A 23,996-nucleotide genomic window follows, 5' to 3' on the forward strand; every position below is an offset into this window, starting at 1 on the left:
TCTGCGGGGTTTTTTGCTTTGGGCGTCTGGTTTGCTTGCATGGGCATTTGCACACGGTGCCACTGGTCGGCCGGTGCAGTGGTGGGTTCGAGAACCCACCCTACGTGAACACTTGGTACATCAATTTGTTCCGTTTTGGAGCAACCCGGCCGGGTCTTGCCCCGGCTGAGCCATGGCACAGCCTTTGCTGTTTGTCTAAGAGTTGCTCAAGACGGGACACTCCATGACACTTCGCGCATCCATCCGGCACGCTTTCGCTCCTCGTCATTCCACCGAACGCGTCTGCTGCTTCCTTGCGGCGGCCGTGCTTGCTCCCTGCGCTGCGGCCGAGCCGGAAAAGCCGGAGAAACCCGAGAGCGTGATGCCAGTCGTCGAGATCGTCGGCTTTGCGCCGCTGCCGGGCCTGGGTATTGAGCGCGACCTGCTGCCGTATCCGGTACAGATCGCTACCGAAAAGACGATCCGCAAGGCAGGCGGAGAAAATTTGTCCGAGTACATGGCGCGCAACCTTACCGGCGTCAACGTCAACGAAACATCGGGCAGCCCCTTCCAGAACGACCTGACCTTCCGCGGTTTCCGCGCCTCCCCAGTGCTCGGCAGTTCACAAGGTATTTCGGTCTACATGGACGGTGTGCGCGTGAACGAAGCCTTCGGCGACGTCATTAACTGGGACATGCTGCCCGAGTCCGCAATCGGCAGCCTGCTGCTGGTTCCTGGAGCCAACCCTTTATATGGCCTGAACACCCTGGGCGGCGCGCTGTCCTTTACCACCAAGTCCGGCCTCACCCATCCTGGGGGCGAATTCGAATTTTCGCTTACCGACGAAGGCCGGCGCCGCGCCGATGTCGCCTACGGCTGGCTGGGCGCCGGAGGCTGGCACAGCTTTATCGGCGGCACCTGGTTCGACGACGACGGCTGGCGCGACCATTCCTCCGGCCACCTCGGCAACGTGCTGGTGAAGGTCGGCCGTTCGCTTGGGGCAACCGACTGGTCCGCCAGCCTGTTGGGCGGACGCAGCCGCTTGCTCGGCAACGGCCTGCTGCCCGACTCCCTGTACGAAGCCGACCGGCATGCCGTCTATACCTACCCCGACACCACCCGCAACCGCCTGGTGCAGGGCACGCTCAATCTCACCCATCGCTTCAGCCAGGACAGCGAACTGAGCGCCACGGCCTATGCGCGCAACAGCCGCCGCGACACCGTCAACGGCGACGTCAGCGAGGAATACGACGATTACGTGGAAGACTGCGCCGAGGGCTTCGATGCCAGCGGTGCGCCGCTCGAACCGGACGAGTGCGGCTTTACCCTGGCCGAAGGCGCCGCCTTGCATCCCGGCGTGCTGAATACCACCAGCACGCGCCAGGAAAGCCGCGGCATCAGCGCTGCCTTCAGCACCCGGCGCGGCGCCTACCGGCTCGATGCCGGCTTCAGCTTCGACCACAGCGAAGCCGAGTACGCCCAGTTCGAACAGGAAGCCTTTGTCACCGACACCCGCGAAGTCATCGGCGACCCCGACGAAGAGCGCGAGCCCTCGTCGTCGGTGGTCGGCAGCGCGCGGGCGCTCGGTGTCTATGTCGCCGGTAGCTGGGCAGCGAGTGCCGGCACCCAACTGACCGCGAGCGCACGCTTCAATCGCGCACGCGTGAGCAATACCCTGACCAACGAACGCGGTATCCAGCCACGGGAAAGCTTTACCTACACCCGCCTGAATCCCTCGCTCGGCATCACCCATCAGCTGGGTAATGGTGCGATGGTGTTTGCAAATGTGGCCCAAGGCAACCGCGTGCCCACCGTTATTGAGCTCGGCTGCGCCGATCCGGAAAATCCCTGCCGCCTGCCGGTGGGCCTGCAGGCCGATCCTTACCTGAAGCAAGTGGTTGCGCGCACGATCGAGGCCGGTGTCCGCGGCCGCCTGTCTGGCGGCAATTACTCGGTGTCCTTGCACCGCACCGTCAACCGCGACGACATCCTCTTCCTCAGCTCGCCTTCGCGCCAGGGCTACTTCGCCAATTTCGAACGCACCCGCCACCAGGGCCTGGACGCCACCGTTGCCCGGCAGTTCGGACCTTTCAATTTGCACTTCGCCTACAGCTACCTGGAAGCGGTGTATGACGCCGACGGCGAACTGTTCACCGGGGCGCGCAACGTCGAGGTGGAACGCGGCATGCGCCTGGCCGGCCTGCCGCGCCACAGCGGCAAGCTGTCGCTCGACTGGGACGCCAGTCCGCAATTGCGTTTTGGCGCCGACCTGCAGGCGTCAAGCAGCCTGCTCAGCCAGGGCAACGAAGATGGCCTCATCGAGGATCCGGAAGAGGACGAAGAACCCGAGCGCGCCGACTGGCGCGCGCGCGGCTATGCTCTGGTGAACCTGCGCGCCAGCTATCGGCCGGCGCCGAACTGGGAACTCTTCGCCCGCATCAGCAACGTCTTCGACCGCCGCTACGAAACCTTCGGCGCCGTGGCCCCCGACCTGTTCCCGAACGGCCAGGCATTGCGTCCACATGAAGGCGAGGTCGAACCCGGGCACACGCGCTTCGTGGCGCCCGGTGCGCCGCGTACCTTCGTTGTCGGCGTGCGCTATACCTTCTGAAACACGCCAGGCCAGCCGGTGCGATGCAAGCGGCTGGCCGCGTCGAAACGCGCAGTCAAAACACATATTCAAAACGCGTATTCAGAACATCTATTCAGAACGCCTATTCAGAATGTATATTCGGCGCTGACGCCCGCCATCCACTGGCGTCCGGTCGCAGCTTCGTAATAGCGGCGGTTGGTATCGCCCACGATCACCGAGCCGACATAGCTGCGGTCGAACAGATTGTTCACCCGCAGGAATTGCCTGAAGCGCCAGCGGTCGATTGATTGCCGTGCCTGGATGCGCGCATTCACCACCGCATACCCCGGCGCGGCCCGCTCCAGGTTCGTGTCTTCCGCATAGATCTTGCTCGATGCAATGGTTTCCAGTGCTGCGCTGAGACGCCCGTTTGGCTCCGCCCAGGCCAGCTCTGCATAGCCGTTCGCCCGCGGCACGCCCGGCAAGCGCCTGCCCGCGCTGACGCTGCCGAACCCGGTTTCATAGGTCGCGCGCAACAGCGTCACCGAAGCGCGCGTGCTGAAGCCGGCGCCCAGCGACGACTCCAGCGACAGCTCGGCGCCGCGGCGCAAGGTCGAGCTGGCATTGCGGTAACTGGTGCGTCCGCCGCCGGCTGTGTCGACCACCATCTCGTCCTCGGTGCGCGCCTGGAACAGGGCGGCATTGATGCGCGTGTCCTCGCCCACTTGCGCCTTGGCGCCCAGCTCCAGGTGCTTGCTGCGCGCCGGCGCCAGGTTGAAATTGAAACCGCCGCCACTCGAATAGAACAGTTCGTTCAGGGTCGGCGTCTCGAAGCCGCGCGCCGCGCTGGCGTATACGTTCAGCCCGTCCGACACCTTGTACAGCGCTCCCAGCACCGGCGTGACGCGGCTGTAGTCGGCGGACCCGCTGTCGTTGCCGTTGGCCAGGAAACGGTCGTCCACGTCCACTTTCAGGCTGCTGCGGCGCAGGCCGGCGGTCAGCACCCAGGGCCCGCCCGCCCACTCGGTCTGCACGTAGGGGTCGAGGTTCGACAGCTTGTCCTTTTCGTTGCGCCGCAGCGCACCCTTTACTCCGAACTGGGCGCCGACAAAGTTTTCGTAACCCTGGCGGTCGTCGACTGAACGGCCGTATTCGATGCCGGCCGTGGTGCTGAGCTTGCCGCCGGCCAGCTGGCGCACCGTCATCCACTGCAGTTCGAGACCATGGAAATCACGGTCGAAATCGATCACGCCGCCGGAATGGGTAGGCGGCGCCTGGAAGCCGCGCGAAAAGGCCTGGTACTGGATCACTTGCCGCTTGCCCACATAGGCCATGACACGCAGCCGATCCGCGCCGAAGCGCTGCTCGAAGGCGGCGCCGCCTTGCTGGTGGTCGATGCTTTTGCGCGTGTCGTAGCGCTCGGCCAGGGTCCGGTTCGGCACCTGGGTATCGGTGGGGTCGATTTCGCCGGCGCGTGGGTCGCGCTGGAAAGCGTTCCAGGTTACGCCCAGCGGGTCCTGGGTATCGTCCTGGGTCAGGCTGCTGGCGGTAATCGTCAGGCGGCTGGTCGCGGTCGGGCGGGTGGTCAGCTTGGCAAAGCCCTGGTCGCGTCGCGCCGCGCTGTGCTCACGGTAGCCATCGGTACCGAAGCGCGAGGCATCGACCACATAGCCGATCCCGCCCGCCTCGCCCTGCGCATTCACGTCGACCTTGTAGGCGCCGTCGCTGCCGCTGGACACCGTGGTTTCGACGGTCGGCCGGCCCTGGCCATCGCGCGTGAACAGCTGCACCACGCCGCCCGAGTGATTACCGTACAGGGCGGAAAACGGCCCGCGCAGCACCTCGATGCGTTCGGCCATGTCGAGGTTGAAGGTGGCGGCCTGGCCCTGGCCATCGGGCATCGAGGCCGGAATCCCGTCGGCGATCAGGCGCACTCCGCGCACCCCGAAGGCCGAGCGGGCGCCGAAGCCGCGCGAGGAAATCTGCAAGTCCTGCGCATAGTTCTGGCGGTTCAGCACCACCAGCCCCGGCACCGCCACCAGCGCCTCGGATGCGTTCACGCGCAGCTGGGCATTGCCGATGCGCGCGGCGTCGACCACGTCGATGGCGGCCGGAAAGTCGTAACTGTCGTGTTCGATACGGCTGCCGGTGACCACTACCACGGGCACAGGCGCGGCCTCGGGTGCAGGTGCGGACGAGGGCGCGGCGGCCAGCGCCGGCATGCCCATGCTGCCGGCAAACAGGGTGCTGCCCGCACACAGCAGGGCAAGCGGCGTGCGCCGCAGGGGAAGCTGGACCATGCGTGTCTCCATCTTGTTTGCAGTTGACAAAGCAATATCTCTGCCAGACCGCGCCGAGACGAATGGCACGGCCCTTGCATAGCCTGGACTCTGCACACGCCACGTGCTGCCCGCCCGGGACTTGCCCGCGCAAACGGCGCAGCACCTGTTCCAGATTAGGACAGCCGGCGCGTCAGTGTTTCAGATCTGGACGGCGCACACCGATCCAGCCGGGGACCCAATACAAATCAGAAAGAGGACGACATGAATCTCGCGGACATCAGCAAACTCGGCGTTGCCAATCCCTTCAAGCAGCGTTACGACAACTACATCGGCGGCAAATTCGTGGCGCCGGTCAAGGGCGAGTATTTTCCCAACCTGACGCCGATCACCGGCCAGCCCTTCTGCGAAGTCGCACGCTCCACTGCCGAGGACATTGAACTCGCACTCGACGCCGCCCACGCCGCGAAAGATGCCTGGGGCAAGACTTCACAAGCCGAGCGCGCCGGCATCCTGAACCGCATCGCCGACCGCATGGAGCAGAACCTGGCCACCCTGGCCACGGCCGAGACCATCGACAACGGCAAGCCGATCCGCGAATCCACTGCCGCCGACATCCCGCTGGCGATCGACCATTTCCGTTATTTCGCCGGCTGCATTCGTGCCCAGGAAGGTTCGGTGGCGCAGATCGACCACGAAACCTATGCCTACCATTTCCACGAGCCGCTGGGCGTGGTCGGCCAGATCATTCCCTGGAATTTTCCGATCCTGATGGCGGTCTGGAAGCTGGCGCCGGCACTGGCTGCCGGCAATTGCGTAGTGCTCAAGCCGGCCGAGCAGACTCCGGCCTCGATCATGGTGCTGGTGGAACTGATTGCCGACCTGCTGCCGCCGGGCGTGCTGAACGTGGTGAACGGCTTCGGGCTGGAAGCGGGCAAGCCGCTGGCCTCGAACAAGCGCATCGCCAAGATCGCCTTTACCGGCGAAACCACGACCGGGCGCCTGATCATGGGCTATGCCGCGCAAAACCTGATTCCGGTCACGCTCGAACTGGGCGGCAAGTCGCCGAATATCTTCTTCGAAGACGTGATGGATGCCGACGACGACTTCTTCGACAAATGCCTGGAAGGCTTTGCCATGTTCGCGCTGAACCAGGGGGAAGTCTGCACCTGCCCTTCGCGCGTGCTGATCCAGGAATCGATCTACGAACAATTCATCGACCGCGCCCTGGCGCGCGTGGCCGCCATCAAGCAGGGCAATCCGCTGGAAGCGACGACCATGCTCGGCGCCCAGGCCTCGCAGGAGCAGCTGGAAAAGATCCTGTCCTACCTCGACATCGGCAAGCAGGAAGGCGCCGAAGTGCTGGCCGGCGGCGAACGCAACGCCCTGGACGGCGACATGAAGGAAGGCTATTTCGTGAAGCCGACCGTGTTCAAGGGCCATAACAAGATGCGCATCTTCCAGGAAGAGATCTTCGGGCCTGTGGTGGCGGTGACCACCTTCCGCGACGAAGCCGACGCGCTGGCGATTGCCAACGACACCCTGTACGGCCTGGGCGCCGGGCTATGGACGCGCGACGGCAGCCGCGCCTTCCGTGTCGGGCGCGCGATCCAGGCCGGGCGCGTGTGGACCAATTGCTACCACCTGTACCCGGCGCACGCGGCCTTCGGCGGCTACAAGCAGTCGGGCATTGGCCGCGAAAACCACAAGATGATGCTCGACCATTACCAGCAGACCAAGAACCTGCTGGTGAGTTATAGCCCGAAAGCCTTGGGCTTCTTCTGACGGAGAGGGCGGCCATGGACAGCGCGGACGAAGTGAACAGCGGCATGAGCAACGTCATGAACAGCGGCGTGGAGGGTGGCACGGACCGCAGCAGCTCGGACGGTGGCCTGGACAACGGCCTGCACAGCGCTGGGCCAGGGGGCGGCGCCGAGCCCGCGCGCGTGGTCGCCACTGCCGCCGCGCTGGGCCTGATCAAGCAATTGCGCCAGCGCCATGGCCCGCTGATGTTCTTCCAGTCCGGCGGTTGCTGCGACGGCAGCGCGCCGATGTGCTACCCGGTCGGCGACTTCAGCATCAGCGACACCGATGTGTGCCTGGGCGAACTCGATGGCGCAGCCTTCTACATGGGCGCCGAACAGTTCGCCTATTGGGAACACACCCAGCTGATCATCGACGTGGTCGCCGGCAACGGCGGCATGTTCTCGCTCGATAACGGCACCGGACAGCGCTTCCTCACGCGCTCGCGCCTGTTCAACGATGCCGAACTGCAGCAGCTGCCCGCGCCCGTCACCGGGCCGGGCGCCTGACGACACATACCAACAAGGACACCATGAAAACGAAAGCAGCCATTGCCTGGAAAGCAGGGGAACCGCTCTCCATTGCCGAAGTCGATCTCGAAGGCCCGCGCGCCGGCGAAGTCCTGGTCGAAATCAAGGCCACCGGCATTTGCCATACCGATTACTACACCCTGTCCGGCGCCGACCCGGAAGGCATCTTCCCGGCCATCCTCGGCCACGAAGGCGCCGGCATCGTGCTCGAAACCGGCCCCGGCGTCACCTCGGTCAAGCGCGACGACCACGTGATTCCCCTGTACACGCCGGAATGCCGGCAGTGCAAGTTCTGCCTCTCGCGCAAGACCAATTTGTGCCAGGCGATCCGCGCGACCCAGGGCCGCGGCCTGATGCCCGATGCGACCTCGCGCTTTTCCATCGACGGCCAGCAATTGTTCCACTACATGGGCACCTCGACCTTCTCCAACTACATCGTGGTGCCGGAGATCGCGCTGGCGAAGATCCGCGAGGACGCGCCTTTCGACAAAGCCTGCTACATCGGCTGCGGTGTCACCACCGGCGTCGGCGCCGTGGTGTTCTCGGCCAAGGTGCAGGCCGGCGCCAACGTGGTCGTATTCGGCCTGGGCGGCATCGGCCTGAACGTGATCCAGGGCGCGCGCATGGTTGGCGCCGACAAGATCATCGGCATCGACCTCAATCCTGGCCGGGCCGAGATCGCGTGCAAGTTCGGCATGACCCACTTCGTCAATCCGAGCGAAGTGCCGAACATCGTCGACCACATCGTGCAGCTGACCGACGGCGGCGCCGATTTTTCTTTCGAATGCATCGGCAACACCACGGTCATGCGCCAGGCGCTGGAGTGCACCCATAAAGGCTGGGGCCAGTCCTTCATCATCGGCGTCGCCGCGGCCGGGCAGGAAATTTCCACACGCCCGTTCCAGCTGGTCACCGGGCGTGAATGGAAGGGCTCGGCCTTTGGCGGTGCACGCGGACGCACCGACGTGCCGAAGATCGTCGACTGGTACATGGACGGCAAGATCAACATCGACGACCTGATTACCCACACCTTGCCGCTCGAACGCATCAACGAGGGCTTCGAGCTGATGAAGAGCGGGCAGTCGATCCGCTCGGTGGTGCTGTATTGAACACGCTGGACCAATCAACCATGGAGACGCCATCATGAACGACGCAGACCCGAATAGCGCAGTCAAGATCCATCCCGCCGTCGACAACGGCATTCCGCAGGCAACTCCGGGTTTTGCCGGCGGCACCCTGAGCTGCCTGTGCAGCACGAATCCCGTTACCGTCGAGATCGGCAGCCAGGTGGCGCACAACCACGTGTGCGGCTGCACCAAGTGCTGGAAGCCGAACGCTTCGCTGTTCGCGCAGATTGCCGTGGTCGGGCGCGACCAGGTGAAAGTGACGGCCAACGAAGACAAGCTGCAGGTGGTCGACACCAGCGCCACCATCCAGCCCCATGCCTGCCGCGACTGCGGCGTGCACATGTACGGGCGCATCGAGAATAACGGCCATGCCTTCTATGGACTCGACTTCGTGCACACCGAGCTGTCGAAGGAAAAGGGCTGGTCGCCGCCGGGATTCGCCGCCTTCGTGTCCTCGATCATCGAGTCCGGCGCGCGGCCGGAAAACATGGGCGCCGTGCGTGCGCGCCTGAACGAGATCGGCCTGCCGCCCTACGACGCCCTGTCGCCGGCGCTGATGGATGCGATCTCGACCCATATCGCCAAGCAGCGCGGCGTGCTGCAGGACGCGTAGGAAAAAACAAGCAAGAAGTCGGAACGCACGCCTGCGCACCTGCGCGGGCGTGCCGACTTACCGGTCATCGGAGACACACGAATGAAGCGATTGTTCCTGCTGCTGTTGCCAGCGGCTTTGGCCACCCCCCTGGCGCCATCGCTGGCTGCGCCCCCGGCGGCGCAAGCCAATGACTATCCCACCAGTGGCCGCGTGGAGTATGTGCTCGAGTGCATGCAAAAGCACGACGGCAAGTACGAGTACCTCTACAAATGCTCCTGCGTCATTGATTACATCGCCAGGCAGATGTCCTACGACGACTACGTGACGATGTCGACTGCCTTGCGCAACCAGACCATGGCCGGCGAGCGCGGCGCGATGTTCCGCGATCCTGTTCCGGTGAAACAGATGGCCAGCAAGTACAAGGCGCTCCAGGCCAGCGCCGACAAGGCCTGCTACGTGCAGGCGCGTTGATGCAAGCGCATTGCTACAGGTGGATTGCTACAGTTGGATTGCTACATGAGCGTGGTGCTGCGCCACGGATGGCACAGCGGCGGCAGCGACTGTCACGAATCTGAACAGGGACCGTTGTGGCAGCAGGCGGATCGAGGCGCAATGACCCGTCCGCGGTTGGCACGTTCTGTGCTGTGGAGAAGATGGGGCATCCCACCAGGTCGAGATTTGCAAGGCCAGCGGAAGCGGCCGCCGATAAAAATCACAGGAGACTTACCATGTCATTCCCAACAAGACTCATCCGCTGGTTGCCGTGCCTGGCGCTGCTTGCCGGTCCGGCGCTGGCTGCCAATTCCGATGTGGAGCAATTGACCAAGGACCCGAAGAACTGGGCAATGCAATCTGGTAATTTTGCGAACCACCGGTACAGCGAACTCAAGCAAATCAACAGCAAGAACGCCAAGGACCTGCAGGTGGCCTGGACCTTCTCCACCGGGGTCCTGCGCGGCCACGAAGGCGGGCCGCTGGTGATCGGCGACACCATGTACATCCACAGCCCCTTCCCGAACAAGGTGTTCGCGATCGCGCTGGAAGACCAGGCCATCCGCTGGAAGTACGAGCCGAAGCAGGACCCGACCGTGATCCCGGTGATGTGCTGCGACACCGTCAACCGTGGCGTGGCCTATGCCAACGGCAAGATCTTCCTGCAGCAGGCCGACACCACCCTGGTGGCGCTGGACGCCAAGACCGGCGCCGAGCTGTGGAAAGTGAAGGTCGGCGATCCGAAGATCGGCGAAACCACGACGAATACCCCGCACGTGTTCAAGGACAAGATCATCACCGGCATCAGCGGCGGCGAATTCGGCGTGCGCGGGCGCATCACGGCGCACGACATCAATACCGGCAAGGTCGTGTGGAAAGCCTATAGCACCGGGCCCGACAACGAGCTGCTGGTCGACCCCGCCAAGACCATGACCTGGACGGACGGCAAGATGGCGCCGATCGGCCCGGACTCCTCGCTGAAAAGCTGGCAGGGCGACCAGTGGAAGCTGGGCGGCGGCACCACCTGGGGCTGGTACAGCTACGACCCGGCCCTGAACTTGGTCTACTACGGCACCGGCAACCCGAGCACCTGGAACCCGCGCCAGCGCCCCGGCGACAATAAATGGTCGATGACCATCTTCGCGCGCGACCTCGACACCGGGCAGGCCAAGTGGGTCTACCAGATGACGCCGCACGACGAGTGGGACTACGACGGCGTCAACGAAATGATCCTGGCCGACATGAAGGTCAAGGGCCAGGCCCGCAAGGCCCTGGTGCACTTCGACCGCAACGGCTTTGCCTACACGCTCGACCGCGTGAGCGGCGAACTGCTGGTGGCGGAAAAATTCGATCCGGTGGTCAACTGGGCGACCCACATCGACATGAAGAGCGGCCGGCCGCAGGTGGTGGCCAAGTACAGCACCGACAAGAACGGCCCCGACTTCAATTCGAAGGGTATCTGCCCGTCGGCGCTCGGCACCAAGGACCAGCAGCCGGCCACCTACTCGCGCAAGACCGGGTTGTTCTACGTGCCGACGAACCACGTGTGCATGGACTACGAGCCCTTCCAGATCGAGTACACGGCCGGCCAGCCGTATGTCGGCTCGACGCTGTCGATGTATGCGGCGCCGGGCAGCCACGGCGGCCTGGGCAACTTCATCGCCTTTGATGCCAGCACCGGCAAGATCGTCTGGTCGAAGCCGGAGAAATTCTCGGTCTGGAGCGGCGCGCTGTCCACCGCCGGCGACGTGGTGTTCTACGGCACCCTCGAAGGGCACATCAAGGCGGTCGACCACAACGGCAAGGAGCTGTGGAAGTTCAAGACCCCCTCGGGCATCATCGGCAACGTCCATACCTGGGAATACAAGGGCAAGCAGTACATCGGGGTGTTGTCGGGCATCGGCGGCTGGGCCGGGATCGGCCTCGCGGCCGGGCTGACCAAGGGCACCGAAGGCCTGGGTGCGGTGGGCGGCTACAAGGACCTGGCCAAGTACACCGAGCTGGGCGGCGTGCTGACGGTGTTCGCACTGCCGGACCGCTGAGTCCTCGCCACGCCGTGCCGCGCGGCGGCTTCATCGCTGCCGCGTACTTCGATGAACACCGGACACGGGGGCCGGCGCAGGATGCCGTCCGCCGTGCCCATGCATTGCCAGGAAACGAGATGAAGACATTCATGAAGCGGGCGTCCCTTGCCTCCCTCCGTACTGCCCGGTGTACCGCCCTGTGTGCCGCCCTGTGCTGGTCCGTGGGCCTGTTTGCCGCGGCGCTCCCCCGCAGCGCGCTGGCCGGCGATACCCCGCCGTACAAAGTTGCCGAGGGCAACAAGGTCGACGCACAGACCCTGAGCGGCTGGAAGACCTGGCGCGCCATGGCTTGCGAACGCTGCCATGGCGCTGCCCAGGAAGGCATGGTCGGCCCCTCGCTGGTGGACAGCCTGAAGGTCTTGAGCAAGGACCAGTTCAAGACCGCGGTCCTGAAGGGCCGCATCGAAAAAGGCATGCCGAACTTCGACGGCAGCAAGATGGTGACCGAGAACATCGACAGCCTCTACGCCTACCTGAAAGGGCGTTCCGACGGCGCCATCGAACCGGGCCGGCTGCAGGAGATCGGCAAATGAGGAACCGGCGCTTCCTTGGCTCACGGTTTGCCACACGGGATGCTACACGGGCTGCTGTGCGGCTTGCCATGCGGACCGGCCTGGTGGCCGGCCTGCTGGGGTGCCTGGCTGCGCCGGCTGCCGCGCAGTCCGGCGGGCAGGCCGTGGCCGAGGCGCCCGGCGCGGACAAGGTCTTGCGGGTCTGCCAGGACCCGAACAATCTGCCGCTGTCGAACCGGGCCGGAGAGGGCTTCGAGAACAAGATCGCGGCCCTGTTCGCCCAGCAGCTGGGCTGGAAGCTCGAACATACCTGGTATCCGCAGCGCATGGGGTTCATTCGCAATACCCTGCGCGCCAAGGAAGAGCATTCCGAGCGCTTCAAGTGCGACCTCGTCACCGGCGTCGCCAGGGGTTTCGAACTGGCCGCCAACACCCATTCCTACTACCGCTCCAGCTATGCCATGGCCTACGTAAAGGGCCATGGCCTGGACAAGGTGCGGACCCTTGACGACCTGCTGGCGCTCGACGCCTCGCAACGCAAGAAATTGCGCTTCGGCGTGTTTGCCGGCTCCCCGGTCACCGAGTGGCTGCTGCAGAACGGTTTGATGGAACAGGTGAACTGGTACCAGAGCCAGACCGGCGATGCCGAGCAATACCCCGGTGAGATCATCGAGAAAGACCTGGCCAGCGGCAAGATCGACGTCGCCTTTGCCTGGGGGCCGATTGCCGGCTACTTCGCCAAACGAACGCGCAGCGCGTCCATCGTCGCCATCCCGCTGCAGTCGCAGCCGGGCATGAAATTCGATTTCGAGATTGCCATGGGCGTGCGCCATGCCGACAAGGATTTCCGCCAGCTGATCGACCGGCTGATCGACACCAACCAGGGCAAGATCCAGGCGATCCTCGAACAATACGGCGTGCCCTTGTCGGCGCTCCCGCCGCCGCAGCCTTCCCCACCTTGAGGACGCCATGATCCGCATCCAGCAACAGCGCAGCGGACGCGCAGGCCCGCGGCATGGCGTGCGTGCCCGGTCCATGCTTTTCGCGCGGAGCATGCTTTACGTACTAGGTGCGCTGGGTACATTGGGTCCGCCAGGCACGGGCCTGGCGCGGGCCCAGCCGGTATCGCCGGCCGAGACCCTGCTGTTCGAGACCGATCACCTGGCGCGCACCACGGTGCCGGCGGCGCTGGTCTATGACTTTCGCAAGGTCAGCAACATCGAACCGGGCTTCACCGACATGGTCGAGCTCGACCTGACCCGGGAAAACGGACGCATGCATGCGCGCCTGCGCTTTCTTTCCGGAGAGCGCAGGCGCGAGCTGCCCGACATCGACGATGCCCACGGCAATCCGGTGCTGCTCGGCTTCCTCGAGCACGACATCGCCGAGATGAAGCGCCTGACCGGTGGCTCCACCACCTACTTCCGCAAGCGCATCCGCATGGCGCTGGCGAATGCAGGGCAGTTGGGCAAGCAGACGATCAACTTCCAGGGCAAGTCTTACGAGGGGCAGGTGGTGCGCATCCAGCCCTACCTGGACGACCCGCTGCATGCGCGCTTCGAAGCCTACGTATACAAGACCTATACCTTCATCCTGAGCGAGGGCGTACCGGGCGGGGTGTATCAGCTGTCGACCTCGCTGGGGACGAGCGGCGGCGGACGGACAATCAATGCGGTAGCCGGTGTGCAATCAAGCGCGCTGGCGGATGGCAGGGTGGCCAAGCGCCCGGCTGCGGATACTGGCCGCGCTCCATCCGGCACGGCCAGTCCAGGCACGGCCAGCCCAGGCACGGCCAATCCAGCTGCGACCAGTCAAAGCACGACCGGTCAAGGGACGGCCAATCCAGGCGCGGCCAGCCCAGGCGCGGCCGGCTCCACCGCACAAGTGCCCGGCGCCGGGGGCGGCAGCATTCCCTCGATTGAAGAAACACTTACCTTGGTCAAGGTTGCCGATCCGAAGCGCTGAGCCTGGCACGATTACAGGCCCGGCCCGTCATCACCGGAGAATGCCATGGCGCGCTTGAAAGTTCTCGCATTCGATTACGCCATCGCCGGTGGCCCGGGCGCTCCAGCGGTGCCATGCGCGCTTGCGCAGCAGGGCGGCATGCTGCTCCAGGCCCTGCTGGCCGACCTGGGCGCCGTGCCCGGGGTCGAACTGCAGACCATGCCGGCTGCCGGCGAAACCGCCTGGCCGGCCGTCCCATCCTTCGGCGACAGGGCCTTGGGCGACAGGGCCTTCGGTGGCAGTGCCTTCGGCGAGCGTTTTGCCGACTGCGTGCAGGCCGCCGACGCCGTCTGGCCGCTGGCGCTCGAAACCGAAGGCTTGCTGGAGGGGCTGTCGCGCGATGTGCTGCGCGGCAAGCGCGTTTTGCTGGGCAGCGCGCCCGGCGCCGTGCGCGTCGCGGCCAGCAAGCGCGACATGGCGCGTGCGCTGCTCGACGCCGGCGTGCCGGCCGTCCCCACCTACAGTCCGCATGCGAACCTGCCGGAAGGTCAGGGCGCCTGGGTGGTCAAGCCGGACAATGGCGCCGGCTGCCTCGACACCCGCTTGTTCAGCGACCGCGCCGCGGCCCTGGCCCATGTGCGCGCCAACGCCGGGCAGGACTATGTGCTGCAACCTTTCGTTCCCGGCGAACTGGGCAGCCTGTCCCTGCTCTGCTGCGACGGCAAGGCCTGGGTCCTGGCGTGCAACCGCGAGCGCGTGGCCGTGCGCAACAACCGCTTCCACTTCCTGGGCAGTACCGTCAACGGCCTGCTGGACGCCGACGGTGCGCTGGCCGGCCTGGCGCAACAGGTTGCGGCGGCCCTGCCCACGCTGTGGGGCTATGTCGGGGTGGATTTCATCCGTAGCGCACAGGGAACCGTGGTGCTCGATGTGAATCCGCGCCTGACGGCCGCCTATGCCGGCCTGCATGCCTCGATCGGCTGCAACCCGGCAGGCCTGGTTATCGCCTTGCTGAAGGACCCGGCCGCACTGCAGGCTGCGCCGCTTCCGGTCACGCGGCGCCGCGCGGTGTCCGTCGACGTCGACAGCTTCGGCCAGGCCTGAGTGCTGCCTGAAGAGGCACGGCGCTGGCCGCTGCCGTATCGGGTGGCAGCACGGACCAGCGAACGCTTATCTGCCCACTTATTCGCCTATTTATTTGCTCATCCATTGCTCACTTACTTGATGACGACGCCCCAGGGCAGCTTGCCGACCGGGATATCGCGCAGCTTGCTGCGGCTGGCGGTGTCGATCACCGACACATTGTTGCTGCGGCCGTTGGCCACGTAGAGTTTCTTGCCGTCGGGCGTGAGCGCCATGTTCCAGGGCCGCTGGCCGACCGGGATCGTGGTCACGACCTGGTTGCTGGCGGTGTCGATGACCGAGACGTTGGCGTCGCCGCCATTCGACACATAGACCTGGCCGCCGCCCGGGTGCACGGCAATCCCGTTTGCGCGCAAGCCGGCCTTGATGCGGGCAACGATGGCGTAGGTCCTGGCATCGATGACGAAGACCTCGTTGGCGTTTTCGGTGGCGACATAGGCACGGCTGCTGTCGGGCAGGAAACCGATGCCGCGCGGCCGGGCGCCCACCGCCACCTGGGCCACCTGCTTGCGGCTGGTGAAATCGATGATGTCGACCGCGTCGCCTTCCTCGGCGCTGACGAACAGCAGGCGCCCGTTCGGGCTGAATACCGCGTGTTCGGGATTCTTGCCGTGCACCTGGATCGCGAACGCCAGCTTGCGGGTGCGGGTGTCGGTGACCGCGATCTCGTTCTTGCCCTCGATGGCCGCGACCACCCAGCGCCCGTCAGGCGAGATCGAGACGCCTTCGGGCGATTCGCCCAGGGCCACCGCAGGGCCGGGCTTGCGCGCATTCAGGTCGAGCACCTGCAGGCTGTTGTTCGGCTGGTCGCTCACGTACAGCCAGCGGCCGTCGGCGCCGACGGCCAGCCCACGCGGCTTGATCCCGGCCGGCATCTCGCCGACGACCTGGTCGCTGGCGGTGTCGATCACGGAAATGGTGCCGCTGCCCTCGTTCGACACGTAGGCGAAGGGCGCCGCCAGGACCGGTGAGCCGAGCGTTGCGGCGAGGGTGGCCAGGCATGCCAGGGCGCCTGGCAGGATACGGCGAAGCGATGACATGGTTATGTGGTCTCCATGGACAGGTTGAAGGAGAAACGCCACGGCGCGCACCTGCGCCGGCTCAGTGGAACAGCGCCTTGTCGGGATGCTGGATGTTCAGGCGCTGCAGCTTGCGGTACAGGGTGTTGCGGCTGATGTTGAGTTCGCGCGCCACGCCGCTCATGTTCCAGCCGTGCCGTTCCAGCGCCTGCAGCAGCACCTCGCGTTCGGCGCTTTCGAGCGCCGTCAGGGCCAGCTCGGCGCCGCTGCCGGAAGCAGGGCAAGCGCCGGAAGCCGGGCCGGAAGCCGGACTGGAAACTGAACCCAGGGGAAGCGCAGGCGCGGCGTCGTCGAGGTCGAGCCGGTATTCCGGCGGCAGGTCGCGCAGGCCGAGGCTGTCCGATTCGCGCAGCGCGATCATGCTGCGCAGCAGGTGGCGCAGCTGGCGCACGTTGCCGGGCCAGCGCAGCCGCTCCAGCGCCGCCAGCAGGGGTTCGTCGAGTTCCACCACGCTGCCTTCGTCGCTTTCCTGGCCGGCCAGGTAGGCGATCAGGGCGCGGCGGTCGGCGCGCTCGCGCAGTGGCGGCAGGCGCAGCGTCACACCTTGCAGCCGGTAATACAGGTCTTCGCGGAACTCCCCGGCGGCGATTTTCTTCGCCAGGTCGCAGTGGGTGGCGCTGACCAGGCGGATATCGAGCTTGACCGGCGCCTCGCCGCCGAGCGGCACCACCTCGCGCTCCTCGAGTACGCGCAGGAGCCGCGCCTGCAGGGTGAAGGGCATGTCGCCGATCTCGTCGAGGAAGAGGGTGCCGCCATTTGCCTGCAGCAGCTTGCAGCGCTGGCCATCCTTGCTGGCGCCGGTAAACGCGCCGGAACGGTAGCCGAACAGTTCGCTCTCGATCAGCGACTCCGGGATCGAGGCGCAATTGATGGCCACGAAAGGCCGGGACGCGCGTGGCCCGGACAGGTGCATGGCGCGCGCGAACACTTCCTTGCCGGTGCCGGTTTCGCCGAGCAGCACGGTAGCGACATTGCGCTCGGCAATGCGGCGCGCGGTGGCGACATGGGCGGCCATCACCGGGTCGCCGAACTGCACGGTGTCGAGCGCGGTCGGGACCTGCTGGCCGGGGCCATGGCCCGGCAGGCTGCGCGGCGCACGCCGCAGGCCGTTCGAGGCGACCGGCTGGTAGACCACGGCGAAGAAGCGCGCGCTGTTGCGCACTTCGAAGATCGGCACCGGGTGGAAGGCGCGCCGCACGCTGCTGTCGACCAGGCCGGGAAAGGTGACATTGAAGAGTTCGCCGATGTCGCGGCCGGCGATCTCGTCCGGGCCGGAAAAGCCGAGCTGGAACAGGGCGCCGCGGCTGGCAGCCAATACCTTTCCTTCGATACTCAGGGCGATCGCGCCTTCGTGCAGGGTGCCGACGAATTCGGGCCGGTTATGGAAGCGCAGGATGTAGTCGTGGCGGAACTGGTGCAGGAAAACGCGGTTCTCGATCATCTGCACCGACATGCAGACCAGGGCCAGGGTGTGCTGCTGGGCCAGGCGTGATTCGCCGGACGCATCGAGCACGCCCACCAGTTCGCCCTCGTGGTCGAAGATCGGGGCGGCGGCGCAGCTGAGACCGATGTTGCGTGACAGGTAATGCTCGTCGCGGTGCACGGTGATCGGGCGCCGCTCGACCAGGCAGGTACCCATGCCGTTGGTGCCCTGCACGCGCTCGCTCCAGACGGCGCCCTGGGCCAGGCCGGTTTTCGAGGCAGCATGGGTGAAGGCCGGGTCGCCGAAATAGTTGAGCAGCACGCCTTCGCGGTCGGTCAGCATGATGGCGTAGCCGGAGCCGGCCAGCTGCTGGTAGAGGTTGGCCATTTCGACCTTGGCGACTGCCTGCACATCGGCCAGGCGCGCCTGGCGCTCCTGCAGTTCGATGGCGGCGACGACTTCGGGCTCGGCGCAGGTGCCTGGGTCGAGCTGGTAATCGTTCAGGCAACGGATCCAGGACCGGGTGATCCGGTTGGCTGTGCCCATATGGTCGGTACCGATCCGGTCCTGGACGACCGAACGGACGCGCTTGACGTGTTCAACGGCAAACCTCGACATGTTGTCTCCTGGGGTCCGTAACTGGCGTCTTGGGCCGTTACTTTATTGGACTGTTCTCGACCATCTCAACACAACCGATACCGCTACAGAATACACCGGGTAAACACGAATTGTCCCGTCATTTTATGCCTGCGCGGTAGGCATGCTCACCTGTCTCGCACAAGCCAGACCGGCGTCAGGAACAGGCCGATGAGCGGGAACATCGGCGGGTATCGACGGTCATGCGCAAAAAGCCAGCGGTGCAAACTAGCAGGATTGAGAGGGAAGGCCCAACGGCTCCGCTCGCCGCCAGGCGGGCGCCTGCGGCCCGTGCTGGGGCTTGCCCCCGATCTGCGGCACAATACGGGGGAGTGTTGCCAATCGAATAAATGGGAGCCGCATGAATGAACAGGTAGCAAGGCGCGTCGTGCTGGTACGCGCCATCGAAACGGCCGACGCCGGCCATGCCGTGCTGAGCGAGGACGACCGCAAGTACGCGAGCCGCAGCGCGCGCGAGCTGGCGGCCTGGCAGGCATCCGACAGCAAGAGCGCAGTGACGCAAGACCATTTCTTGCAGCAGCGCTCGGAGCAGATCCTGAAGCGGCTGGCCGAGCGTACGCCGGCCTTTGCCGCTTTCCAGAAGCGCGCCCTCGGCCTGCCCGGTTTCTGGGCAGCCTTGCCGCTGCTGGCCCTGTTCGCCGGCGCGCTGCTGGACCGGATCGCCGATCCGCACCGCGTCGACCTGCTGTCGGCGCCGCTCCTGTTCATCGTCGGCTGGAACCTGCTGGTGTATGTGGCGCTGCTGGTGTGGGCGCTGGTTCCCGGCGGCAAGACCGGTTTGGCCGGCCAGGGCCTGCTGCGGCGCCTGGGCGTGGGCAAGCTGGCGGCGCCGCGCAAGCTGCCGGCTGCCCTGGCCACGGGCCTGGGCAATTTCATGGCCGAGTGGGCCCAGCTGAGCGAACCGCTGACGCGGCTGCGCCTGTCGCGCACGGTGCACCTGTCGGCGGCCGCGTTCGCGCTTGGCGCCGTTGTCTCGCTGTACGCACGCGGCCTGCTCACCCAGTATGCTGCCGGCTGGGAAAGTACCTTCCTCGACGCCACCCAGGTCCATACTCTGCTGTCCTGGCTGTTCACGCCAGCCCTGGCCGTGTTCCCCTTCCTGCAAGGGTTCACGCTGGCCGAAATCGAGACGCTGCGGTTTGGCGTACAAGCGGGTGTGGAGGCCGGCGCCGGCGCGGCCACGGGCGCCGCGCCGGGCCTGGCGGCGCTGCCTGGCGCCCTGTCCGGCACGGTCGATGCCGCCGTTGCGAGCACTGCCGGCGCCGGCGAGCGCTGGGTACACCTGTACGGCGCCACCATCCTGCTGTTGGTGATCGTGCCGCGCATCGTGCTGGCCAGCATTGCCGCCCTGCGCGCACGGCGCCTGGCGCGGCGCTTCCCACTCGACCTTGAACACCCGTACTTCCGCAAGCTGGCCGACAGCATCGGCGCCGGCACGCCGGCTGTCCTGCGCGTGCTGCCCTACAGCTTCACGCTCGACGAAGCGCGCGACCGCGGTTTGTGGGCCGTGGCCGCGATGGCGCTGGGCGCCCAGGCGCGCGTCCTGCTGCGCCCCACCGTGCCGTATGGCGAGGAGCCGAAGGAGGCATTGCAGGTGGGGCTGCAGGATGCTCGCTTCGATGAAGCTGGTGTTACCGTGACCGCCGCATTGTTCAATCTGGCCGCCACGCCGGAAAAGGAAAACCACGGCGCCTTCCTCGATTACCTCGCACGCAACAGCAAGCGCGGCGTGGCCGTGCTGCTCGACGAGTCGGGCATGCTCGAACGCGCAGGCGGCCAGGGCGGCGCCGAGGCGCGCATCGCCGAACGCATTGCCCTGTGGCGCCAGTTTTGCAGCTTCCACGGCACCGCCGCTACGGTAGTAAATCTCCTGCAACCCGAGCGCCACCGGATTGAACTGGGTGCCGGCCTTGCCCTGCCGGAGCTGCGATGAACGAGGCGCCAGTCAAGATCCAGTTCGCGCTGGTATCGCACACGAATAACGGCAAGACCACGCTGGCCCGCACCATGACCGGCGTGGACGTGGGCGAGGTGCGCGACGCCGCCCACGTGACCACCTTTGCGGAAGCCCACCCCTTGCTGACCAGCCCCGCCGGCGACACCCTGCTGCTGTGGGACACCCCCGGCTTTGGCGATTCGGTGCGCCTGCTCAAGCGCCTGGCCATGGCGGGTAACCCGATCGGATGGTTCTTGCGTGAAGTGTTCGACCGCTACCGCGACCGGCCGTTCTGGCTGAGTCAACAGGCTTTGCGCGCGGCCAAGGATGAGGCGGATATCGTGCTTTACCTCGTCAATTCCGCGGAACCTCCGGGTGACGCCGGCTATCTACCAGCAGAGATGAACATCCTCGAATGGTTGGGCAAGCCGGTGGTCGTGCTGCTCAATGGAATGGGTCCACCCCGCCCGGGCGCACAGGAAAGCGTGGAAGGGCAGCAGTGGAAGCAGCACCTGGCACGCTTCCCCGTGGTACGCGAAGTGCTGGCGCTGGACGCGTTTGCACGTTGCTGGGTGCACGAGCATGTGTTCTACGAAGCGGTGGCGCCGCTGGTCGAGCCAGGCAAGCAGTCTGGCTACGTCCGCCTGCGCGCCGCATGGGAGGCCGGCAATCGCCAGCGCTACGCCAGCGCCCTGCGCATGACGGCCGAGCAGGTTGCGAGCGCCGTGCGCGACAGCCAGACCGTGCCCGAGGAAGGGCGCGGCGTGGTGCGCAGCGCGCTCAAGGCCGTCGGCCTGGGCAAAGACGAGCAACGGCGCCAGGAAGCGGCCATGGCGGCCCTGGTCGAACGCCTGAATGGGGAGATCAACAAGACGACGATGCGCATGCTGGTGCTGCACAAGGTCGATCCGGGCGAGGCGGAAGCGGTCAATGCGCGCGTGCGCGAAAACTTCGCGGTGCGCGCGCCGATCGACAAGGCCCAGGCTGGGCTGCTGGGCGCCGTGGTGTCGGGCGCGGCCACCGGGCTGTCCGCCGACCTGATGGCGGGCGGACTCACGCTGGGCGGAGGCGCGCTGCTGGGGGCGCTTGTCGGCGGATTGACGGCCGCTGGCGCCGCCTGGGGCTTCAACCAGCGCGCCGACCGCAACGAGGCGGCGGTGCAGTTTGCCGACGCTTTCCTGCAGACGCTGCTGGTGGGTGCGGTGCTGCGCTACCTGGCCGTGGCCCACTTCGGCCGCGGACGCGGCAATTATGTAGCCAGCGAGGCGCCGGCCTTCTGGCAGGCGGAAGTCGAGGAAGCCGTGAAGACGCATGGGGGCGATTTGCCTGCCCTGTGGCGTGCCGTGCGTGCCGCCCCGAGTATCGAGGCGGCGCTGGAGCCTGTGAATCCGGTGGTAACGCGGGTGACCGATGCCACCCTGGCCAGGCTGTATCCCGGCGTTAAGCTCGGCGAGTCGCCGGCCGGGCCCGACGCCACTGCCGACGGCGGCGTCGGCAGTGGCGTCGACATTGGCGTCGTCAACGGAACTGGTACTGCGCGCTGACGCCCAGTACCCAGTTACGGCCGGGCGCCGGTTCGTAGAAACGGCGATTGCTGTCGCCAACGATCACGGAACCCACGTAATCGCGGTCGAACAGGTTGTTCAGGCGTGCAAACTGCTTGAAGCGCCATTCGCCCACTTCCTGGCGCGCCTGTACGCGTGCGTTGACGATGCCGTAGCCGGGCGCCGGCGTGGCGGCATTGGCATCGTCCGGGTTCACCTTGCCGGTGGCGAGGGATTCCAGCGCGGCGTTCAGTTTGCCGTCGGCGGCTGTCCAGCCGAGTTCGCCGTACAGGCTGGCGCGCGGCACGCCGGGCAAGCGGTTGCCGGCCGGGATATTCCCGAAGCCGTCTTCGTACACGGCGCGCAGTGCGCTGGCGGCAACGCGCGCATTCAGGCCTGGGCCGAAGCGCGTATCGAACGAGAGCTCCATGCCGCGGCGCAGGGTTTCGCCGGCATTCCGGTAACTGGTGCGCCCGCCGCTCGAAGCGTCGACGGTCAGTTCGCCGTCGGTACGCACCTGGAACAGGGTCAGGTCGAGACGGGTGTCGGCGCCCAGCATGGTCTTCAGGCCGGCCTCGAGGTTGGTGCTGCGGCTCGGGCGCAGCTTGAAGTTGAAGCCGTTGCCGCTGCCTGAATAGAACAGCTCGTTCAGGGTAGGCGTTTCAAAGCCGCGCGCGGCGCTGGCGTACACGTTCAGGTTTGGCGTCAGTTTATAGAGAGCGCCAAGCACGGGCGCGGTGCCGCTGTAGTCGACGCCGCCGCTGTCATTGCCGTTGCCGAGGAAATCGTCGGTCACATCCACATCCAGCGAGGTGCGGCGCAGCCCGGCAGTCAGCACCCACTGGCCGCCTTCCCATTCGGTCTGCACATACGGGTCGAGGCTGGACAGGTCGTTCTGCTCGTCGCGGCGCAGGCGTCCACGCACGCCGAACTGCTCGCCCACGTAGTTTTCGTAGCCCTGGCGCGAATCCTTCGAGCCGGCGTATTCCAGGCCCAGCGTGGTGCGCAAGGTGCCGCCGGCCAAGCCGCGCACGTCGCGCCAGTTGAGGTCGACGCCATGGAAGTCGCGGTCGAAATCGACCACGCCGCCGGAATGGGTGGCCGGCGCCTGGAAGGCGCGCGAGAAGGACTGGTACTGGATGACTTGGCGATTGCCGCCGTAGACGGTCAGCTGCAGGCGGTTGGCGCCAAAGTTCTGCTGCCACTGCAGGCCGGCCTGCTGGTGATCGATGCTCTTGCGCGTGTCGTAACGGTCGGCAAAGGTACGCTGCGGCGACTGGGTGTCGCTGGTGTCGATTTCGCCGGCGCGCGGATCGCGCTGGAAGGTCGCCCAGGTAATACCGAGCGGATCTTGCGTATCGCGCTGGTGCAGCGAATTGGCAATGACCGTCAATTTGCCGTCGCGGGAAATAGGCACGGTCAGCTTGGCATACCCTTGCTCGCGCTTGGCGGCGCTGTGGGCGCGGTAGCCGTCGGTCTCGAAACGCGAGGCGTCGAGCACGTAGCCGATGCCGCTAGCCTGGCCTGCGGCATTCAGGTCGAACTTGCGCATGCCGTCGCTGCCCGCGACAGCGCTGAATTCAATTTCCGGTGGACCCTTGGCATCGCGCGTAAAGAGCTGCACCACACCGCCAGAATGGTTACCGTACAGCGCAGAGAAGGGGCCGCGCAATACTTCGATGCGTTCCGCCATGTCGAGGTTGAAGGTAGCAGCCTGACCCTGGCCATCCGGCATGGTCGCCGGAATGCCGTCGGTAATCAGGCGTACCCCGCGTACGCCAAAGGCCGAGCGGGCGCCGAAGCCGCGCGAGGAGATCTGCAAGTCCTGCGCATAGTTCTGGCGGTTCTGCACCACGACGCCGGGAATCGCAACGAGCGCCTCGGACAAATTGACCCGGGGCTGGTTGTCGCGGATGCGTCCGGCATCGACCACGTCGATCGCAGCAGGCAGGTCGAAGCTGGCCTGCTCTGCGCGGCTGCCGGTCACGACCACGACCTGGGTCGGCGTTTGCGGCTGAGACGGAACCTGGGCAAAGGCGGACGCAGTGAGAGAAGCCAGCAGTGCCGGAACGAGTTTGAGACGGGCAGGGCAAGTGAGCATTGCAGATTTGGCATGTTGATGAGCTGACAATCATAGTATGTCTTGCTGAAGGGCGTCGCCGCGATTGCCGCACTGCCGCAAAAAGGCGCTTGTCAGCCGTGGCGGGCTTTGTTATAGTTCGGTCCCTCGCAGAAACGACAACGAAATCAAATAGTTGAAGATGACGCAGGAAGCCGCGGAAAACGCGGCGTAGCAA

17 protein-coding genes are annotated in these 23,996 nt (G+C 65.8%); 13 read left to right on the forward strand and 4 right to left on the reverse strand.

Annotated features, from left to right (window positions below):
* The first annotated feature begins 223 nt into the window (after positions 1–223).
* Positions 224–2,590, forward strand: a complete 2,367-nt coding sequence (locus QWL29_RS24095; protein ID WP_305825387.1) for a TonB-dependent receptor — start codon at positions 224–226, stop codon at positions 2,588–2,590.
* 107 nt (positions 2,591–2,697) lie between these two features.
* On the opposite strand, the gene QWL29_RS24100 is transcribed toward QWL29_RS24095, so the two are convergent.
* Positions 2,698–4,851 carry a TonB-dependent receptor family protein gene (locus tag QWL29_RS24100; RefSeq protein WP_370663738.1) on the reverse strand — a complete coding sequence of 718 codons (2,154 nt, stop codon included), beginning with the start codon at positions 4,849–4,851 and terminating at the stop codon, positions 2,698–2,700.
* Positions 4,852–5,094: 243 nt separating this feature from the next.
* On the opposite strand from QWL29_RS24100, the gene adh reads away from it, so the two are divergent.
* The 10 genes from adh (at position 5,095) to QWL29_RS24150 (ending at position 15,021) form a co-directional block, all read left to right on the forward strand.
* Entirely contained in the window at positions 5,095–6,615 is a 1,521-nt protein-coding gene (adh, locus tag QWL29_RS24105; RefSeq protein ID WP_305825388.1) for an aldehyde dehydrogenase, read from the forward strand.
* Between the two features lie 119 nt (positions 6,616–6,734).
* Positions 6,735–7,142 carry a DUF779 domain-containing protein gene (locus QWL29_RS24110; protein WP_305825403.1) on the forward strand — a complete coding sequence of 136 codons (408 nt, stop codon included), beginning with the start codon at positions 6,735–6,737 and terminating at the stop codon, positions 7,140–7,142.
* Between the two features lie 23 nt (positions 7,143–7,165).
* Positions 7,166–8,272, forward strand: coding sequence for an S-(hydroxymethyl)glutathione dehydrogenase/class III alcohol dehydrogenase (locus QWL29_RS24115; protein WP_305825389.1), 1,107 nt, complete (start codon positions 7,166–7,168; stop codon positions 8,270–8,272).
* 34 nt (positions 8,273–8,306) lie between these two features.
* Complete coding sequence (gene gfa / locus QWL29_RS24120; protein WP_305825390.1) at positions 8,307–8,903, forward strand: S-(hydroxymethyl)glutathione synthase; 597 nt, start codon at positions 8,307–8,309, stop codon at positions 8,901–8,903.
* 81 nt (positions 8,904–8,984) lie between these two features.
* Positions 8,985–9,356 carry a hypothetical protein gene (locus QWL29_RS24125; protein ID WP_305825391.1) on the forward strand — a complete coding sequence of 124 codons (372 nt, stop codon included), beginning with the start codon at positions 8,985–8,987 and terminating at the stop codon, positions 9,354–9,356.
* A 257-nt stretch (positions 9,357–9,613) separates the two neighbouring features.
* Complete coding sequence (locus QWL29_RS24130; protein ID WP_305825392.1) at positions 9,614–11,419, forward strand: methanol/ethanol family PQQ-dependent dehydrogenase; 1,806 nt, start codon at positions 9,614–9,616, stop codon at positions 11,417–11,419.
* A 119-nt stretch (positions 11,420–11,538) separates the two neighbouring features.
* Complete coding sequence (locus tag QWL29_RS24135; RefSeq protein WP_305825393.1) at positions 11,539–11,994, forward strand: c-type cytochrome; 456 nt, start codon at positions 11,539–11,541, stop codon at positions 11,992–11,994.
* Between the two features lie 68 nt (positions 11,995–12,062).
* On the forward strand, positions 12,063–12,935 hold the full coding sequence (locus QWL29_RS24140) for a quinoprotein dehydrogenase-associated putative ABC transporter substrate-binding protein (protein WP_305825394.1): 873 nt from the start codon (positions 12,063–12,065) through the stop codon (positions 12,933–12,935).
* Between the two features lie 91 nt (positions 12,936–13,026).
* Positions 13,027–13,938, forward strand: a complete 912-nt coding sequence (locus tag QWL29_RS24145) for a hypothetical protein (protein ID WP_305825395.1) — start codon at positions 13,027–13,029, stop codon at positions 13,936–13,938.
* A 45-nt stretch (positions 13,939–13,983) separates the two neighbouring features.
* Positions 13,984–15,021: an ATP-grasp domain-containing protein gene (locus tag QWL29_RS24150; protein ID WP_305825396.1), complete on the forward strand. Its 1,038-nt coding sequence runs from the start codon at positions 13,984–13,986 to the stop codon at positions 15,019–15,021.
* A 113-nt stretch (positions 15,022–15,134) separates the two neighbouring features.
* Here QWL29_RS24150 and QWL29_RS24155 read toward each other — a convergent pair whose 3' ends face one another.
* Together QWL29_RS24155 and QWL29_RS24160 are read right to left on the reverse strand one after the other, a co-directional pair.
* A complete protein-coding gene (locus tag QWL29_RS24155; protein WP_305825397.1) occupies positions 15,135–16,100 on the reverse strand; it encodes a beta-propeller fold lactonase family protein in 966 nt (321 codons plus the stop codon).
* 61 nt (positions 16,101–16,161) lie between these two features.
* On the reverse strand, positions 16,162–18,180 hold the full coding sequence (locus QWL29_RS24160; protein ID WP_305825398.1) for a sigma-54-dependent Fis family transcriptional regulator: 2,019 nt from the start codon (positions 18,178–18,180) through the stop codon (positions 16,162–16,164).
* A 379-nt stretch (positions 18,181–18,559) separates the two neighbouring features.
* On the opposite strand from QWL29_RS24160, the gene QWL29_RS24165 reads away from it, so the two are divergent.
* Positions 18,560–20,152 (forward strand): DUF2868 domain-containing protein, encoded by a 1,593-nt coding sequence (locus tag QWL29_RS24165; RefSeq protein ID WP_305825399.1) that lies wholly within the window; start codon positions 18,560–18,562, stop codon positions 20,150–20,152.
* A complete protein-coding gene (locus QWL29_RS24170; protein WP_305825400.1) occupies positions 20,149–21,699 on the forward strand; it encodes a DUF3482 domain-containing protein in 1,551 nt (516 codons plus the stop codon). Before QWL29_RS24165 ends, QWL29_RS24170 begins: the two co-directional genes overlap by 4 nt.
* Here the strand turns inward: QWL29_RS24170 and QWL29_RS24175 are convergent.
* Positions 21,674–23,800, reverse strand: coding sequence for a TonB-dependent receptor family protein (locus QWL29_RS24175; RefSeq protein WP_305825401.1), 2,127 nt, complete (start codon positions 23,798–23,800; stop codon positions 21,674–21,676). The genes QWL29_RS24170 and QWL29_RS24175 overlap by 26 nt on opposite strands.
* Positions 23,801–23,996: the final 196 nt, after the last annotated feature.

Origin of the sequence: Massilia brevitalea, assembly GCF_030711405.1 — a bacterium.
GTDB classification, from domain to species: domain Bacteria; phylum Pseudomonadota; class Gammaproteobacteria; order Burkholderiales; family Burkholderiaceae_D; genus Telluria; species Telluria brevitalea.